This is a genomic window from Chryseobacterium soldanellicola (assembly GCF_900100115.1).
GTDB lineage: Bacteria > Bacteroidota > Bacteroidia > Flavobacteriales > Weeksellaceae > Chryseobacterium > Chryseobacterium soldanellicola.
In genome coordinates this window covers 828,353-847,428 of record NZ_FNKL01000003.1, presented here as the reverse complement: position 1 = coordinate 847,428, position 19,076 = coordinate 828,353, and the positions used below count along the sequence as shown (strand labels likewise).

Annotated in this window: 14 protein-coding genes and 1 pseudogene; 13 read left to right on the top strand and 2 right to left on the bottom strand. The window is 33.9% G+C overall.

The window, feature by feature from the left end:
- The first annotated feature begins 219 nt into the window (after positions 1-219).
- From BLT04_RS13320 to BLT04_RS13290, 7 genes are all read left to right on the top strand, one after another.
- Positions 220-498 (top strand): helix-turn-helix domain-containing protein, encoded by a 279-nt coding sequence (locus BLT04_RS13320; RefSeq protein WP_002976362.1) that lies wholly within the window; start codon positions 220-222, stop codon positions 496-498.
- Positions 499-570: 72 nt separating this feature from the next.
- On the top strand, positions 571-1,809 hold the full coding sequence (locus tag BLT04_RS13315) for a primase-helicase family protein (RefSeq protein ID WP_089756271.1): 1,239 nt from the start codon (positions 571-573) through the stop codon (positions 1,807-1,809).
- Positions 1,810-2,070: 261 nt separating this feature from the next.
- Positions 2,071-3,054 (top strand): toprim domain-containing protein, encoded by a 984-nt coding sequence (locus BLT04_RS13310; RefSeq protein ID WP_089756270.1) that lies wholly within the window; start codon positions 2,071-2,073, stop codon positions 3,052-3,054.
- A 277-nt stretch (positions 3,055-3,331) separates the two neighbouring features.
- Entirely contained in the window at positions 3,332-4,492 is a 1,161-nt protein-coding gene (locus BLT04_RS13305) for a hypothetical protein (RefSeq protein WP_089756269.1), read from the top strand.
- Positions 4,493-4,753: 261 nt separating this feature from the next.
- Complete coding sequence (locus tag BLT04_RS13300; RefSeq protein ID WP_089756268.1) at positions 4,754-5,359, top strand: hypothetical protein; 606 nt, start codon at positions 4,754-4,756, stop codon at positions 5,357-5,359.
- Positions 5,360-5,361: 2 nt separating this feature from the next.
- Positions 5,362-6,366: a DUF262 domain-containing protein gene (locus tag BLT04_RS13295; RefSeq protein WP_089756267.1), complete on the top strand. Its 1,005-nt coding sequence runs from the start codon at positions 5,362-5,364 to the stop codon at positions 6,364-6,366.
- A gap of 139 nt (positions 6,367-6,505) precedes the next feature.
- A complete protein-coding gene (locus tag BLT04_RS13290) occupies positions 6,506-7,639 on the top strand; it encodes a restriction endonuclease (protein ID WP_089756266.1) in 1,134 nt (377 codons plus the stop codon).
- A gap of 163 nt (positions 7,640-7,802) precedes the next feature.
- Here the strand turns inward: BLT04_RS13290 and BLT04_RS13285 are convergent.
- Together BLT04_RS13285 and BLT04_RS13280 are read right to left on the bottom strand one after the other, a co-directional pair.
- Positions 7,803-8,896, bottom strand: a pseudogene (locus BLT04_RS13285) (hypothetical protein).
- A 1-nt stretch (position 8,897) separates the two neighbouring features.
- Positions 8,898-9,713, bottom strand: a complete 816-nt coding sequence (locus tag BLT04_RS13280; protein WP_089756265.1) for an RNA polymerase sigma factor — start codon at positions 9,711-9,713, stop codon at positions 8,898-8,900.
- 383 nt (positions 9,714-10,096) lie between these two features.
- On the opposite strand from BLT04_RS13280, the gene BLT04_RS13275 reads away from it, so the two are divergent.
- The 6 genes from BLT04_RS13275 to pglX all read left to right on the top strand — a co-directional run bounded on the left by BLT04_RS13275 (position 10,097) and on the right by pglX (position 19,072).
- The gene (locus BLT04_RS13275; protein ID WP_089756264.1) at positions 10,097-10,378 is read left to right on the top strand and encodes a helix-turn-helix domain-containing protein; all 282 of its coding nucleotides are present in this window, start codon (positions 10,097-10,099) and stop codon (positions 10,376-10,378) included.
- Between the two features lie 194 nt (positions 10,379-10,572).
- A complete protein-coding gene (locus tag BLT04_RS13270; protein WP_089756263.1) occupies positions 10,573-10,770 on the top strand; it encodes a helix-turn-helix transcriptional regulator in 198 nt (65 codons plus the stop codon).
- A gap of 2 nt (positions 10,771-10,772) precedes the next feature.
- Positions 10,773-11,348 carry a BrxA family protein gene (locus BLT04_RS13265; protein WP_089756262.1) on the top strand — a complete coding sequence of 192 codons (576 nt, stop codon included), beginning with the start codon at positions 10,773-10,775 and terminating at the stop codon, positions 11,346-11,348.
- 11 nt (positions 11,349-11,359) lie between these two features.
- Positions 11,360-11,962 (top strand): BREX protein BrxB domain-containing protein, encoded by a 603-nt coding sequence (locus tag BLT04_RS13260; protein ID WP_089756261.1) that lies wholly within the window; start codon positions 11,360-11,362, stop codon positions 11,960-11,962.
- Positions 11,963-11,969: 7 nt separating this feature from the next.
- Positions 11,970-15,500: a BREX system P-loop protein BrxC gene (gene brxC / locus BLT04_RS13255; protein WP_089756260.1), complete on the top strand. Its 3,531-nt coding sequence runs from the start codon at positions 11,970-11,972 to the stop codon at positions 15,498-15,500.
- A complete protein-coding gene (pglX, locus tag BLT04_RS13250) occupies positions 15,500-19,072 on the top strand; it encodes a BREX-1 system adenine-specific DNA-methyltransferase PglX (protein ID WP_089756259.1) in 3,573 nt (1,190 codons plus the stop codon). The genes brxC and pglX overlap by 1 nt, the downstream gene beginning before the upstream one ends.
- The last annotated feature ends 4 nt before the right edge of the window (positions 19,073-19,076 follow it).

Genomic DNA, 19,076 nt, shown 5'->3' with positions numbered 1-19,076 from the left:
CTATTCCAAAGGTATTAAGCCCAGATTTTTATTATAAACTAGGAAATAGTCCTTGTGTTTATAGTAATTTATAATTACTCCAAGTATCCTAATGTATTTATATCCATAATTTCATGTAAGTCATTAAACATTAGGCATTAAACTTTACGCAATTGAATAGAATTACATAATTAGTTATTCAAATCATACAATTTTGTCTGCAAATAAATATCACAGATTATGCAGACAACAAACCCATTCCAAACTATTCTCGACGAATTAGGGGAAGTAAAAGACTTACTCTATTCTCTCAAAAAAGAACCTGAAATTGAGTTGAAAAAGAAACTATACTCTATCAAAGAGTGTTCAGAAATTCTTAAGCTCGATTATCAAACTGTACGCTCACACATTTTAAAAGGTAACATCAAAGCGGAACAAATCGGAAGATTCTACAGGGTCAATCATTTTGATCTGATGGATGCTTTAAACGAAGTCAAATCGCTTAAGTATAGAAGATAGATAGAGATTTTATTTATCAAATATTCCAATTCACCCTTCCGTATTTCCTGTTCGGAATCAAACCTTTAAAATATGAGCGAAAAAATCCCATATCTAAGAGTAGGCACAACCTATTATAAGACAATCGAAAAACCATTGATCTCAGGAGACAAGATATCAATTTTAGTACGTTGGAACCGTGAAACTATTATTAGCGACCACGGAAAAATTTATGTTTCAAAAGTTTCAAAGTACGATGGTTTCTGCTGTATTCCTTCTCATCTTGACTATAAGCAGATCATAGACGGATTCTACAATATGTACAATGAGATTCCTTATCAACCAATCAATGAAAATACAAGTTCTGAAGCCTTAGAAAACAAAATTCAATTCTCACTAAAATTTATGGAACATATTTTCGGAGAGCAATTGGAGTTAGGTTTAGATTACATAAAAATATTGCTTGAATATCCAACGCAGATACTTCCAATTCTTTGCTTGGTAAGTAAAGAAAGAGCTACTGGAAAATCAACTTTCATCAAATGGCTTAAATCCATTTTTGGATTAAATATGACATACATCAAAGGAGATTCATTCAGCAGTCAATTTAATTCAGATTGGACTTCGATGTTGATAGTGGCTATCGACGAAGTTTTCTTTGACAAAAAAGAGATCACGGAACGCTTAAAATATCTTTCGACGACGGACAAAGACAAAAAGGAGGCAAAGGGAAAAGACCGTGAAGAAGTCGAATTCTTTGGCAAATTCATTCTCTGTTCCAATAATGAAGATAACTTTATTCAGATCGATGAGAATGAGATCAGATTTTGGATTATCAAAGTAAAATCAATCACAAGCGAAAACACTGAATTTTTAAAAAATCTCAACAAAGAGATCCCGTATTTTCTTCGATACTTAATTCAAAGACCCTTCCACAGTCGTAAGGAGACAAGGATGTGGTTCACAGAATCACAGATCAGAACAAAAGCTCTTCAGAAATTGGTTTGGAAAAATAATAACAAACTTGAATCGAGAATCATCGAGCTTTTATATGAGTTTTTTGAAAGTACAGAGGACAGCAAACTCCATTGTATTCCTCAGGATATTTTCAATATGCTTGATAAGATGTTTAGCAAGCAATATTGGACAGTTAATGATGTCCGGAAAATACTGAAAGAAAACTGGAAACTTGAACCTCAAAGTAATTCTTTGTCCTATATCAAATACGACCTAGATTATGGTTTAAGTTTTTTTCAACAGAACAAAACAGGACGGTATTTTACAATAGAAAGGAATTTTATTCTTCAAAAATTTGATGAAATGATGAATTAATTGATAATGAAAGTAAAATCAATTAGTTACATCTCATCAAAAGCCTCATCGAACTTTTCAGCCTTGATTTTTGATGAGGGGATGATGAGAATAATATTTCCACTTTGATGAGATGATGAGACTTTGATGAGAGTGTAAGATATTATCAATTAGTTTCTTATAAGGCTTTCTTCATCAATAATTAGTCAAAACTAAACTCGTCCGCCTGAACTGATAGTACACCTACTATTTACTGAAAAAAAAACATTTAAAATTACAAAAATGAACTGCAAACAATTCAACAGCATATCGTTGGAAGAAGTCCTCCTTTCTCTCGGACACCTTCCAACGAAACAAAATGAAAAAGAAGCTTGGTATCTCAACCCCTTTGCCAACGAATCCCAAGCCTCTTTCAAATTGGATAAAAGAATTAATGCCTGGTATCTTCATTCAGAAGGCGTAGGCGGGAACAATATTGATTTTATGAAGAAATATCTGAATACATCGGTCAATGAAGTTTTGATATGGGCAGAAAACCAAAATTTTTCTTCTTTTCATCAGCAACTACAGCTTAAAAAGTCAGAACCAAATTACAGAATAGATGAAATACTGGATCTCCAGAACCCAAACCTGAAAAATTATTTACAGGAACGTGGATTAAGTCCTAAAATCTATGATTATATAAAAGAAATACGATTTACCATCGGAAGTAAGAAACTTTATGCCATAGGTTTTAAAAATCTATCAGGAGGTTTTGAATTGCGTAATTCTTTTTACAAAGGTTCATTATTGAAAAAGGATGTTTCAATAATAAATCTCATCAGCAATGATCAGGATAAATCAAATATTCAAGATAGAGTTGTCAAAGGTGTAGCCGTTTTTGAAGGTTTTATGGATGCCTTGTCTTTTATCGAAATGCAGATAACATTTAAGTTGGATATTCTTGTGATGAATTCGATTGCTCTTTTAAACAAGTCCATACAACATCTGAAAAACTACTCTGACATCAATCTTTTTCTGGACAACGATAATGCAGGAATCAAATGCAAATCTGAGATCATAAAATTCTTTCCGGAAGCAAAAGATCATTCCGGTATCTATTCAAACCATAAAGATCTCAATGAATTTTTGATACACAGAATGAAAAATAACTTATCAAATAAAGTAGGTGAACAATCTGGAAAATTTCCAGAACAGAATAAACAACACGTAAAAGATCAGGAGCCGGAAACCAAAAATTCAAATGGTTTTAAAAGGAAACGCTGATAAGGCGTGCTGTATTTTTTACCAACTACTCGCAGAAGTTAGGAGCGCATTCGCAACTTTGAAGGTCGTTCCTCCCAACAAAGTTTCAAATACGCTCTGCGAGGCTTTAACCTGAGTAAAATAGGATAAGGTTGACTGGTACCAACCTGTGCAAAAAATACTCAGGTCTATTATCGAAGGTGCGTAAAATATGTACAGGTAAAATGGAATGCTGTACAATTTTTCTATAACAATTTTGATCAGAAATACATAGCGCGAATTTAAAAGATGAAAACTAATGAAGACTTCAATTAATTTCAAAGCAGCCAAATCGGATTCTGAAACTCATAATTTCAGGAAAAAAACTTTTGATTATATCCGTAAAGACCTAACGCCAAAGAATGAATATTGGATGGAGCAGAAAATAGCTGACCGAATCCAAAAGATCGAAGCGTATTGCAAAGAAAAGTCCGGAAGGAAATTGCAGAAGAATGCAATGCCAGTTAGGGAAGCAGTTGTTGTTATCAAAGAAAACACAACAATGTTGGAACTTCATAACTTAGCGAAGAGACTGGAAGAAGACTTGAAAATTCGTGTTTTTCAAATTACTATTCATAAAGACGAAGGACACACCGATAAAGACACGAAAGAATGGAAACCGAATTATCACGCTCATTTAGTAGCTGACTGGCAAGATTTGGAAACTGGTAAAACACTTAAGCATCAATCTTACCATTATTCAAAAATGCAGGATCTTGCAGCAGAATGCCTGAATATGGAAAGAGGGATTTCAGGTTCCAGAGGAAGATTAGAGGCTATTGAGTTTAAGATTCAACAGAAAGAAGAAGATCTCAAAGTTTTGGAAGAAAGGTATGACATAATAAAATCTGAAATGAGTTCGAAAAAATCCGAGGAGCTGGTTGTGAAGGAAAATGATTTCTTAGGTTTTCAAAAGATTAAGACTGACAAAACAATTGCGAATTATGAAAAAGCATTTCGAAGTTACAGAAGTATAATTCAAAAAAATAAAACAGAATTGGAATCTAAGTCCAAGCAGATTAGCGAACTCGGTACAAAAGTTAATGGCTTAAATAAAGAAGTTCAATCATTCAAAAATAAATATTCTACGCTATTAACGGAGCCAAATGTTTTTGCTTCAGAAAAGAAAAAATATTTAGATTCTGTTACAAATATTCTTGAAAAAGAAATCAAATTTAACCGGTATAAATTTCCTAGAGTTGATAGATCTGATAGACAAACTTTAATTTCTGAAATGGGTGAGATCGCGGAAAAAGTAAGTGAAGAAAATAATATTCCTTTTTCAGCTTTTAATGAAATTTTAAAAGATCCAGAAAATAGTGTTAGATTTTTATCCTTATTGCGATTTGGAAATGAAAATCTGAATTATAATAATGAAGACATTCCAATTCAGAAAAAAAGAAATGGAAGGAGGATGTAAATGCAGTATTAATAAGTAATGAGGTTTGACAGTTATAAATTTTTATTTTTCATCAACAAAAGTGTTATTTATCTGCGATAATTTTCGAAATAAAACATTCGCCAATCCAAATTAAATATTTATAAATAATTGATAATAAAGTCTTCAAAATTAATTTTATATTAGCAGTAGAAATGGCTTTACGCAAGTCATATAAATCAGATTTACACAATTTGTAAATCCAATAGTTAGCTGCAAGCAAAATAACACAACAACGATAAAATGACCTTAGAAGAATTTAAAGCAGAACTTAATGCAATTTCTACTGAAATTGAAAGGACAACTTTTGTTCAAAGGAATTTTTTCAACGGAACACCTTTTGTGTTTCGTGAAAGAGATGGAGACTATTACAATTTCTCTAAAAGAATAGCCGACCAATTTAACATTAGATATACAGACATAAATATAGTTGGGTCATCTAGATTCGGATTTAGTCCATATAGATTTACAGAGTTTTCATTTGAATCCGATATTGATGTTACGATATGTAATGAGACACTATTTGAACAGTACTTTGAGCTAATTTCTGATTATACATATAAGTTAAGATACCGCGAAATATTTTTACGGAAGGATCAGTACAATCAATACATTAAGTTCTTAAAATACTTTAGCACCGGTTGGATGAGACCTGATTTATTACCTTCAAACACTGTTGAATTCATTGAAATAAGAGAACGATGGGATAATTTTTTTAAAACAATTTCATACGGAAAATCAGAAGTTGGAAACTATAAGGTAAAAGCTGGTTTATTTAAAAATCAAGCATACGCAGAAAAATACTATCAGAGCAGTATAGCTCAATTGCAAAAAGAAATAAAACAATAAATATGGCAAGGCAAATACAAGCACAACCAGATAAAAAGACAATTTCCGACCTAATTGGAAAAATTCAAAGAAATGAATTAATTCTGCAACCGGAGTTTCAAAGAGGATTTGTTTGGACACCAGAACATATGGAGAATTTTATTAAGACAATCTTAGAAGGTTATCCGTTTCCTGAAATATATATATCGCAAAAAGGAATTGACTTAGAAACACTTTCTACACAAAATGTTGTTGTAGATGGTCAGCAAAGGTTAACTACAATTAAAAGATATATTGAAGGTACCCATAACTTTGAAAGACGAATTCCAAAGTTCGCTGATCTATCCGGCCAGGATAAGACGGATTTTTTAAATTATGATGTTACAGTTCGAGATTTGAAAGACGTAAATCCAGAAATAATGATTGAGATATTTCAAAGGATTAACTCAACCAAATTTACATTAAATGCAATCGAGATTAATAATGCTATCTATGATGGTCAATTCATTAAATGTGCGAAAGATGTATTAGAGCATTTCAAAAATGTTGAGTTTAAAGTGCCAATATTCAGTGAAAGCGAACTGACAAGAATGGCTGATCTTCACTTTTTACTTCTTATTATGGCTACAATTGAAGAAGGTGGATATTTCCCAGCTGACAATGAGGTTGAAAAGTATATAGCACAATTCAATGATGAATATCCAAGATTCATCGAAATGAGAGATAACTTAATAAGAACTATATTATCAATAAATCAAAGCGACCTAGCTCCTGACTCGATATGGTATAGAAAATCAAATTACTTTACGTTGGTTTGTGAATTACTTTGGAGTGGCAAACAAATAGAAGACTTGATTGAAGACTTAAATGAATTCGAGGTAAATGTTTTAGAGAATAAATCATCTGATAGAAGCACAAATGAATTTGCAATCTATTATGCTAATATGTATGCAGGTACGAATAGTAGAAACGCAAGAGTAACACGGAGTGAAATATTAAAAGCAAACACAAATATTGCCAGTAGCTAACAACGGTTTTAAAATAGTGGGACGAAACTACAAATTTCAACGATATTTTTTCGATTCAGCTTTTGTGCAAAATTGAAGATTTTTGCTTTTGCTCCACCATCGCAAAGCCCCGAAACGTTATGTGCAATTTTATTCCAATATGATTACAAGGACAATTAATCCAATACATTTTGAAGATTTAGAACCACATCGATTTGAGGATCTAATTCGGCAATTAATGTATGATTTTAAAGATTGGAAATCAATCGAAGCAACTGGTAAACTTGGTTCCGATGATGGTATCGATATATTAGCAATAGAAAATAATTTTGAGGAAGCAGATAATTATGATGATGATAATTATGATGATAAATTTATACTTAAGGAAAGAGTCTGGATAATTCAATGTAAGCGTGAGAAAGCTATTTCCCCAAAAAAAGTTGAAAGTATAATTGAAAATGATATAATAAAGCAAGCATTACCTCCGTATGGTTATATCTTAGCAGCTTCAACTAATTTTTCAAAAAAAGCACGTGATACTTTTAAGTACAAACTAAATGAGCTTGGAATAAAAGAGTTTTACATATTTGGGAAATCAGAAATAGAAGACTTACTTTTTCTACCAAAATATGACCATTTATTATTCGCGTATTTTGGTATTTCTTTACAGAAAAAAAGAAGTTCTATTAAGTCAAATTTATCTTCCCAATTAGCCACTAAAAGGAAACTGATAAAACATATTTCAGATTTATCAAGTATTAAACATAAAATTATTTTTATTCGCCCTGCTAATGTTATAAACTACCCAAAATTGAATGGAGAAAAACCATTATGGAGATATTACGAAGCATATGAATATATGCCATTTAATTGTATCACTGTAATTGCTAAAAAACATTATGCTTATATAAATTGGGAAACTGAGGAATGGGATTATATTGATATTTATGACAGTGCATTTTTACGCTATCCAGAAATATTTGATTTTAATTATGAGAAAGATGAAAATCAATTAAATCATAATAAAGCTTGGGAAATTTGGAATAAATTGGAAGATAAAAACAAAGGCTTTTATATAGAATTAAAATCAATTCATTTTGACAGAATATTACAAGTAGACGAAATTGGAGATCGATATAATAATAATACTCCTCATTTAATTGTTGATTACATAAATGATTCGCCGTTCGAAAATAGAACGGTTTGCATTCTTGAGCCATTCAATAACACTCAAAACAAAGTCATTGAAGCTGATTTTAGTAAAAAATTAAATTTATATAAAAACTGCACATAACATAGGTTTTGCAAAATGCGGGGTTTAGCGGTTGATTTCAAGAAGGTTCACGTTCTTATTTTTTTGAAAAAAAACCCACGCCGTTGTATATACTTCTAAAGTATTTAGTGAGTGTTCAAGACCTCACCCTGCGGGTGTACAAGCACCCTCGTTATTTTTTCAGCTATCCAATAATCAACTCAATTCCAGCTTTTTCAGCTTTGTATTTTATTTTGGTCTGCAACTCATAATAACTCCAGTTACGAAGCACGAATTCCTGTTGCTTTGCAATTCCAATTTTGTCCTCTTGATTTTTGAGAACAAGTGTGCCAGCTTGTTGTTTGATACAGAAATCGATAAGTTTCCGGCTGTATAGGTGAAGCCGATGACTTACATATCTGCTTTCCAGATTCTCTGTTTTATACAATGCCTTCTGTTTGCGTTTAGCTCCATTTCCTGAACGGGCATAGGCTATGCCGTCTTGAATCCTTTTTTGACTTGCCTGAATTGCCAATCGACGATATAAAACTCCTCCTTTGATCCTATATTAATTCGGACATTATTGACTTTTACAACTATTGGATGTTCCAAAGACAGGGAAGCTTCAGCAATGATTTCAGGTTTTAAAATATGCTCTTCCTTTTCAAATTCAAAAACTGCAAGCCAGAAGATTTTTCTGTCTTTCAATTGGATCTGTGAGTTGCAAAGCTTTATGTCTTCTTTTAGCAGGCGTTCCATAATCACTCGCTTATCAGTGTAGTCTTTTCCTAAATATGTTTTGACAGGTATCGCAAACATATTGAAACAAAACGCTTTCGTTTCTTCGTCATATCTCATTTTGCTGATGCATTTAACAGGCAGTGGTATTGGAATATCTCTTTTATAGTTTCTCAATGATTTTGTTCCCTGCCAGTAGTCTGCTTTGTTTTTAGAGAAAGTTGATTGAATTGTATTGTTAAGGCTTCCCAAAATATCTGTCGGGATTTCACCTTTGAATCGGTCATAAACCATTCGTGCTGTAGTGCCAGTTTTCGAACGGTTAAACATTCCCATCTGATCTTTTTTTTCATCGGCCAACTTGTATTGAATTTCTTCTGTGAAGTAAAAGAAATCCTTTATCATTTCCTGAACGTATAGATGGGAGACTATTAAGTTAGCAGCTCGGAAACATCGGTTCTGATATCTATAGAGTTTTTCCCACATTTCATTTTTTTGATCAGACGTAACATCAATCAGCAACTGAATTTTTCGGGTAAGTGTCATCATAGATCTTTCCATATCAAATATGTATTTCAGGTTTGTTTCGATTCTGCAAATATTGATAAGCATAAAGAAACTCCCGATGGACTTCCTTCTCAGAAAGTTTGAGTTCTAATGCAATCATTGCAAATGAAGATTTCTGTTCAAATCTTCTGTTGATAATTTCAATTTGTTGACTGCTGAGTTCAACTTGGTGAACCTCATTTTTCTGAGATTTAATCGGTGACTCTTCAAGAGAATTTCTTTTTAAGATTTTCCTTAAGTCATCTATTGCTCTACTTACCTCATTGCTTATATCTTTAACATTACTTCCCATTGCTTCTGCAATGGGTTTGTACTGAAAGCCATATTGAAGGCATAGCTCGATCAAGTGTTTTCTTTTGGGGTTTATCACCTTTAAGACCTTATTGACTTCATCAAAATCTTTTTGATCAGATTCCTGACGAAGAAGATGTTCTTTGTCTTGCAGAGGATCATATCCAATAAGATAATCCTGATAATTTTCAAAACTTTCAAGTGAAGCCGTTAAGCGGGCGAATTTATTTTTCGGAGCAGTGAAATATGATATGCAGTCTCTTTTCAAAACAAACCGTAAAAAGCCAAGAATATGATTTGGAGTTTCAATGGAATCACGGCGTAGCCAGAGTTTAAGAAATGTATCCTGAACCAAAGTTTCTACAACAAAATCATCATCGAGCATTTGCTTTCCGATCCAGAAAAGAAGTCTTTTGTACCGAAAATGAATATGTTCTAATGAGGATGGATTACCTTTTTTCAGCAGTTCATATAACTGATGATCGGTGAGCTTTCGGGGTAGAGAGTTTGTTCTTTTCATAAGCAGTATTTTTTCAGCTTAATGATTGCTAAAAGAAACTGCTTAGATGTCCGAATGAATTATCTGTACCACTTTCTGCACTATCTCACTACATCTTGCCTCCAAATAAATGGCGTGAAACTCAACATATCCGAACTGGGGCACTGGTATACCTTATATGCAGATAAGTGAGCTCACGCCTAGGTCGTGAGCTACTTTACTTATCCTCTCGCATATTAAAAATTACCAGTTTTCAGTTCGAGATTCTAAGCAATAGCTTCTATATTTCTTTGAAGTATCGCAAAGTTACATTTCAATAACTTATTTTACAAATATAAAAATATTTTTCAAAATATGTACTATAGTACATAATATTTTTTGATGTTTTTCATTCACTTTGATTTATGAATGAATCATTAGATGAAATAGAAAGATATGTTATAAAACGTGTTAAAGAAATACGAGAATCAAAGAATATTACCCAAGAGGAACTCTCTCTATCTATTGGGAAGAATATTGGATTTATTTCACAGATAGAAGCCCCATCTAAAAAAGCAAAATATAATTTAATCCATCTGAATCTAATTGCAATAGCATTAGGGTGCTCTATTAAGGATTTTCTTCCTGACGAACCGATCCTAGATAAGAAATACGATATTAAAGAAATTAAAAATAAAAAATCCTGACGAGTGTTAGGATTTTTTATTTTGTGAAAATGATAGAATGCGTTAAAATCAGTATTAGAAATAATAAAGGTTGGTTTTAAATTTACTGTTTTTAAAAAGTCCCTAAATTAAAATAAAAATTTTGTTTTCTAAATATATTATTGATAGATTTTTTTATCTAAATTTAACACCAAATGTTAAGTAAATAACATCCAATGAAAATCAATAGATTAAAAGTAATTCTTGCTGAAAAAAGCAAGACCAATAAATGGCTTGCCGAACAATTAGGTAAAAGTGACGTCACAATTTCACGATGGGTCACAAATGAAATTCAACCTTCTATGGAAACTTTTTTAGAAATAGCAAAGCTTTTGGATGTTGATGTAAAAGAATTATTGAATTCAAGTAAATAAAAATGAATTACTCGTTAGGCTTCACTACTGGAGCTCTCTTATATAAAGAATCCAAGGAATATATTTACTCGATTTCATCAATTACTAAATATTTGATGAAAACAGAAAATGTATCTAGTAGTCAATTATCAACAAATTCAGAAAGATCAAGAAAAAAAATTAAATCTGAACTTGACAAAAGATTTAGTTTTTTAAATACAGATTATTTAGAATTATTTATCAGAAGTGAAGAAAGTGACCAGAAAATCATTCTTCTTCTCGCTATTTGTAAATGTTATCCTATTATTGTTGAGTTTTTATTAGAAGTGATTTATATAAAATGGAAAAGATTTGATTACGATGTAATGACTTATGATTTCGAATATTTTTTATCAGAAAAGCTAAGTCAAGAAAACTTGGATAGTATCTCGGAAAAAACTAAGTATAAACTTTCACAGGTAACTATAAAAATGTTAAAAGAGATTGGTATGTTAGAAAAAGGTCAAATTCGTCAGATTTTTCCTTCGGAGGAAATGATAAATACCTTAAACAAAAACGGGGATGCTTGGTTTCTAAACTGTTTATTAATCACTCAGTAATTTTTGACAAAATGCCACAAACAACAATAGATAAAATATTTCAACTCTTATCAAGTGAAGACTTTAAAGATCCTGATACAGGATTATTATTTTTTCCAGTTTATATTTATACATATCCTGCCGAAAAGGAGTTTCAAATACGAGAGCAAATAGACTTACTTAATGAAAAACTAAAAAGACCTTCAAATAATTTAAATTGTCTTGTTATTAATATTTACAAAGAATTTATTATTTATCTGAAAGAAAGTACATTTGCAGGGACTTCATTGTTTGATTCTATCTTAGACTTAGAACAAGATAATTACGAAGATTCGCTAGAGTTTATACAGGAAAAAGCCAATGACGACCAATTTATGAATTTCATTGGACAAAAATTCGAAGCTTATTTTAAGGAACAACAAACCGACAGAGTTTATCTTTTCTTACACGGTTTTGGTTCTGTTTTTCCTTATTTACGTCTCTCTACCTTGCTTAAGAATACAGAAAAATATACCAAAAACTTTAAACTAATTGCATTTTACCCAGGAGATTTTAAAAACGCTAATTATTCACTTTTTAGTCTTTTTAATGATGATAATGTGTATCGTGCCAACCATTTAAATAAATTCATATAACTAAACTATGGAATTAAAAGAAATTTTTGCAAGAGATATTAATCGTCATATAAATCCCGCTGTTGTAGTAGGACAATTGGATAAAGATTATATTGACCAAGAAATAAAGGAATATGTTTTTACTACTGATATAATTGGCAACCTTTTTAAATTTATCAATGCCATTGCTAATAAAAAGGAAGGTAAAACCGGGATTTGGATTAGTGGATATTACGGTAGTGGTAAATCACATTTTATAAAGTACTTATTTTATTGTCTTAATCGTGCAACTCGGAAAGAAGCCTTTGAGAGCTATAAAGAAGTATTAAAAAATTCTAAACAACTTGATGAACTGAGCGAAGTGACATTGTCGAACGTTCAGTTGATTGAAAATAAATTAGACAAATTAGAAGTTCAGGAAATTATTTTCAATATTGATTATGTTTCCCAACACATCAAAAATAATAATACAATTACGCGTATTTTATTCAATGAGCTCAATGCTAAAAGAGGTTACAATAAAACCAATATTGCTGTAGCAATGCTTATTGAAAAGCGTTTGGATCAAAAAGGTCAACTACAATCTTTTAAAGATAGAGTAAGAGAAGTGGTAGGTGAGCGTTGGAATTCTAAAACTGTCACCAATCACATTCAATTAAAATTAGCTAAAATTATTGATGTCGTTGCAGAGTTTGATGCGGATATCGATAAAGAAGCGCTTAGAAGTGCCATTAGATCAGATCGCGATTTTACGATTGAAGAATTGGTTGCAGAACTCAAAGAATACATCCAATCTCAGCCCGAAGATTTTCGTTTGGTGTTTTTAATGGATGAAGTCTCTCAATATATAGGCAATAACACAGATTTGTTGCTTAATTTACAAACCATTGTAGAAGGTTTCGGAGAGCACCTCAATAATAAAGTTTGGGTGGTTTGTACTGCACAGCAAGATTTAGGTAATTTGGTTACTGAAACCGGCAAAAAGTCGGATGGGTTTGGCAAAATTATTGGGCGTTTCGAAACACTTATTTCATTGGATTCGCAAGATGCGGCATACATTACCCAAAAAAGAGTTTTAGAAAAAAGTACGGATGGAACCAAAGCCTTAACTCAATATTATAAAGAAAATAAAGGTGCTATCGAAAACCAATTTGTGTTGGGGCATTCGCTTTATCAAAGTTATGCCGACGCTGAAAACTTCTACTTAGCCTATCCATTTATTCCTTACCAATTTAGGTTGATTTCTGATGTGTTTTCTTCTTTTTCTAAAGTGGGATTTGTAGGAGAAGGCGTAAAAAATACCGAACGTGCCATTTTAGGAATTACCCATTTTACCGCTCAAAAACAAAGCGAACAAGAAGTCGGCTATTTTATTTCTTTCGATAATTTCTTCAATGAGAATCTTCAAAGTAATCTCACTCACTCAGCCAGAGCCATTCTTGATAGAGGGAGAAGCATTGATTTTGATACGGAAATCAAACAGTTTGCCTACCGAGTAATCAATGTGCTGTTTATGGTTTCTAATTTAGAAGAAGCCATCAGCATCAGTTTTCCGGCTACTGTAGAAAATATCTCGTTGCTTCTTTTGAATGAAGTAAAAACCGTGAAAGCTGAGCTTCAAAACAGCGTACAGAAAGTTTTAGATATTTTAGTGGATAAAAACATCGTTCAGGTATCAGAAGGTAAATACCGTTTCTTAGACGATGAAGGTATTAAAGTTGCCAACACCATTGCTCAAACAGAAGTGAATGCCAATACTCGTCTGAAGTATTTCTACGAACAAATGATCAGAAAATCGTTGAGACCAGAAAGTTCAGTAAAATTGGGCAACCGAAATATTAAAGTCAACATTTCGGTGGACGATAAAGAAGAAGCTACCGGAGGCGATTTTAAAATTAAATTTGTGGTCTATGATCCCACTGATCCAGAGCATCAGGCTTTGAATGTCGCTGCCAATGAACTCAATATCAATATCAACGAATGGTTCAATACCGATCAAGAGTTTAAAAAAGATTTTTTAACCTATTGCAAAACAACCAAATATCTGGAAGACAACCGCTCAACGGCTACTGGTGGAAAAGTGAAAACCTTGGAAGAATTTTCTCAAAACAATGCAAAACTGCTTAAAGATTTGCAATTACGTTTTGAAAAAGCGTGGTCTCATGTATCTTTTACTTCGGCACAAAGAGTTATTCCTGCCAATGGTGTTGGCGTTGCGAATCCCGCAGCAAGGTATCAGGAAATGGTCAGTAAACATTTAGAATCATTGTACAAATACAATCAATGGGGTGAAAGTTTTGCGCAATCCAATACAGAATTACAATCGGCCATTGAGAAAAGCATTAAAATGCCAACAATAGACAATGAATTGGATCTCGCAGAAGCAGAAGTAAACAACAAAATTTCACAATCTGGAAACGAGATGAATCTTTCAGACCTTGTAAAACTGTTTGAAAAAGCACCTTATGGCTGGAAAGATATTGCCACTTTACACATTGTCTTTAATATTGTTAAGAAGAAACACCGTGCCTTATTTTATCTGAATGATGAAATGGAGCTGAAACAGTATTTCGACAAAGCCATCAACAGCAGCTCCAGAAACAGCATCGAGGTAAAATCCTCTAAAGAATACAATCAGGAAGATATTGAAGCATTTAAGAAAGCGGTAAAAAATATTTTTGTAACGTACTCTTTCGTATCAGGCCAAACTGTTGCCGAAATGCTCAGCGATTTCCACGAGTTTCTGGGTAAAAATCTCATCGAAATTAATCGGTACAAAGAGCAATACGAAGGTTATCCTTTTACTATAACCCTGAAAAATTTCCTCAAAAGACTGACTGAAATCAAAGAGATCAAAAGCAACGATAAACTCATTCAGAAATTATTAGAAAACAGCAGCTCTTTACAAACCGAAAGAGATGCTTTTGCCGACCTTAAAGATTTTATCGACAATAATTTTAGCAGCTACAACGAAATCAGAAACTTTGTAAGTGCCGAAAAAAGCAACCTCGAAAAATTGGGCGAAACGTATGAAGAGCGTGTAAAAGAAATTAACGTGTATTTGAATAACGAAACACAACCGGCTTTAGATTTCCCAACCTATCGCAAGATGTACAAAGATTTGAAAAAAGCTCAGGAAGCTTTGCTGGATCAGTACAGACAACACGCAATAGCAGCTTATAATGAGATTTTTGACGAGCTGGAAACGGAAATTAAAAAAACGAATCTTTCACCCAATTCCATTCCGGAGCGGGAGTACATCATCAACCGTTTGCAAAAGTCCAAAGATTTGAATTTCCTGGATTTGGAGTTATACAAAAAAGACGATTTCAGATTGAACAACCTGAAAACTATTGCAGACACAGTCATCAAAATCCAAGTCTCTGAAGGTGGTGGCGATGAACAAAAATACGGCTCAAAACTGGAAACCATCAATCTTTCGTCAACCTTCGCCGGTAAAACCATTTCTTCTGCCGAAGAAGTAGATCAGCTGGTAGAAAAACTGAAAAATAAACTCATGGTAGAACTGGGTAAAAACGGTAAAATTTTCTTGAAATAATGAACACCAACAAAATAAAATCTTTCGCCAAACAAGCGAGAATTCAATTGTACAAGGGCGTTGCCAACCAATTATTGTTTTGGGGATTTGACGACAAAGGCGCTGTAACGGCAGAGCCCGAAGCTATTCCCGGAGGTTTTACCTTTCGTGGTGCCGTGTACAATGATGTGACCAGCGTGCCCAAGTGGAAAAAACTCAAAGAAAAAATTCAAAAATCCAAAGAATCGGTAAAAGATGTAACAGAAGAAGCCGCCTATACCTGGTTCAACCGTTTGGCGGCCATCAAGATTTTAGAAGAAAATAACTTCATCGATCGGGTATTGCGTTTTCAGGATGGGAGTTTGGTGCCAATGATTTTACAACAGGCAAAAGCCGGACAACACGCGGTAACCAACGCTGCGCAGAAAGCCAGCCTGCAGGAAGCACTTTTGCAAAATGACGACGAAAAAGCTTTTGCCATTCTCATTACCCAATATTGCAACACGCACCCTTTGCTGAAAGAAGTTTTTGGGCATTTGGATGACTATACCGAAATTTTAATACCTAATGATTTGCTTACAGCAGACGGTTTTGTAGCGATGCTGAATGATGAAGCCAATATCTCTGCGGAAGATTTTACACATGTAGAACTCATCGGCTGGCTGTACCAGTTTTATATTGCCGACCGTAAAGATGAAGTCTTCAAAGGTTTTAAAGCCAACAAAAAAGCAAGAGCCGAAGACATCCCTGCCGCTACCCAGATTTTTACACCCAAGTGGATTGTAAACTATATGGTAGAAAATACCGTGGGGAAAATCTATCTGGATTACGAGGAAAACTCTGAGCTCAAAAGCCAAATGAAGTATTTGGTAGAAAACGAAACCAATGGCAACAGCCCATTGATAGACGATATTAACCAACTCACGCTCATAGATCCCGCTTGCGGATCGGGGCATATTTTGGTCACAGGTTTTGAGTGGCTCTACAAAATGTACCGCGAGCAAGGGTATGGCGCCAAACAAGCCGTAGAAAGCATTTTAAAAAACAATTTGTATGGTCTGGATCTGGATGACCGCGCGATGCAGTTGTCCCGTTTTGCCATTTTATTAAAAGCTGCACAGCAGCTGGAAACCGCTGCCCGAGGAGAAGGAAAAACCTTGCTGGGCAATACTTTGGCGGTTTTGCCACATGTGTATGCTTTTCCTGAAGAACACGGTTTTGTGAGCGAAGATATTGCCACATTTACCAACAACAAATATGTAAAAGAAATTTACCAAACCATAGATCAGCTGCGCCAAGGCAAAAACATAGGTTCTGCCCTGAAACTTTCTTTGCCCGAAGAAGCTATTGCGGTGTTGAAACAACAATACCAAACCTGGCAGCAAAAAAGCCAAGCCGGAACTTTAGATCTGGAGCAACAAGCCATTTGGACGTACCTGAAAGATTATGTAGAAGTAGCCTTGGTATTGACCCAGCAGTACGCCGCCGTGGTAGCCAACCCGCCGTACATGGGGCAAAAATCGATGAATGGGACTTTGAAGGATTATCTTGTAAAAAACTATCCCAATTCTAAATCGGATTTGTTTGCTGTGTTTATGGAGCAAATGATGTGTTTTGTGAAAGACAATGCAAGAATGGGCTGTATCACAATGGAATCTTGGATGTTTTTGTCATCATACGAAAATTTAAGAAAATCTATAATCGAAAAATATTCAATTGTTGGTCTTGGTCATTTTGGTTGGCATATACTGGGAATAGCTTTTGGCACTGCAATGTTAGTTTTAGAAAAAAGTAAAAAAGTGAAAATTGGTGAATATTCTTATTTGACTATAGATGATGTTGATCGAATACCAAATATACCTTTTGAATTTCCTAAAAAAAATAATGGTCGGTTTGCAAGAATTCCCCAAACCAATTTTGAAAAAATACCGGGAAGCCCGATTGCGTATTGGGTAAGTGAAAGAGAACAAAATATTTATTCTGAAGGAAAATTATTAGGTTCTTCCGCTTTTCCTCGCAAAGGACTTGACACAGGAGAAAATGACCTTTTTCTCAAATTATGGACAGAAGTTTCATTGAAAAATTCATCAGTATTTTCATTAAACAAAAATCTTAAATGGTTTCCTTATAATAAAGGAGGAGGTTATAGAAAATGGTATGGAAATCGTGAATATCTAATTAATTGGAAGAATGATGGCGAAGAAATAAAAAGTCGACTAATTCTAGAGAAAAAGAAGCCGACAATTAGAAATCAATCATTTTATTTTAGAGAAGGATTTACTTGGAGTACAATTTCAAGCGGAGGATTTAGTACAAGATTTTCGCCAATCGGTAGTCTGTTTGATAATGGTGGATGTACATTATTTGCTAATGATAATATTGAATATTTCGCAGGATTAACAAACTCATTAATTGCGAAAAGATATTTGGAGTTTTTAGCACCAACTTTAAATTTCCAACCCGGAGATATTTCTAAGATTCTGCTAATTGAATCACCGAAAGATCTTTCAGATGTTAAAAATTATGTTAGTGATGCAATTTCCATCTCCAAAACTGACTGGGATTCCCGAGAAACTTCCTGGGATTTTGAGCAGAATCCTTTGTTGGCACAGCAGCAGGCATCGCTGTCTTTGGCGTATCAAACCTGGCAAGGAAAGGTTAGCCAAGAATTTTTCCAATTGCATAGCAATGAAGAAGAACTCAACCGTATTTTTATAGGCATCTACGGTTTGCAGGATGAGCTTACGCCAGAAGTAGCCCTAAAAGACATTACCATTTTGCAGGATGAGTTAAAAGCAGATGAGTTAACGCAATTAGAACCTGCTTATAGAGTGGGAGAAGCGGTAGTTTTGCCTGTTCAGAAAGAGATGGTCATCAGTCAGTTGCTGTCGTATTTGGTAGGTTGTATGTTGGGTCGTTACCGTTTAGACAAAAAAGGTTTACACATTGCATATCCAAACCCAACAGAAGAAGAATTGGCAAATTATGAAGTTTCAGAAGCCGCCTTGCCTTTTACCATGCAAATAGATGAAGATGCCATCTTACCATTGATGGGTGCCGCCTGCGCATTTCCGGATGATGCCGTAAAACGAACAGAAGACATCTTGCACCGTATCTACGGAGAAGAAAGCCATACTCAAAACCTAAACTTTATAGACGATGCGTTGGGTATGAAGCTCGATAAATGGATGACCGAGAAATTCTGGCCTTACCATATTTCCGGCACGCAATACAAGAAAAAACCTATCTATTGGTTGTTCTCTTCCAATCCTAAAAAACCGCAAACCGCGGCTTTCCGCGTATTGGTTTATATGCACCGTATGGATGGCTATACTGTACAAAAAATAATGCGAAACTACCTGCATCCACATCAGGAATACCTGCGCAATCAATACGAAGTGTTTAAAGAAAACGAAGCCAATTTGTCTAAACCAGAACTCAAAACGTTTGAAAGTCTGCAAAAGCAAATGATTGAGCTCAAAGAGTATAATGAAGTTTTAAAACAATTGGCCGATCTTCAAATCACTTTTGATCTGGATGATGGCGTAACAGTGAACTATGCAAAGTTTGCGGGAGCTGTGGCGGTGATTTAAAGAA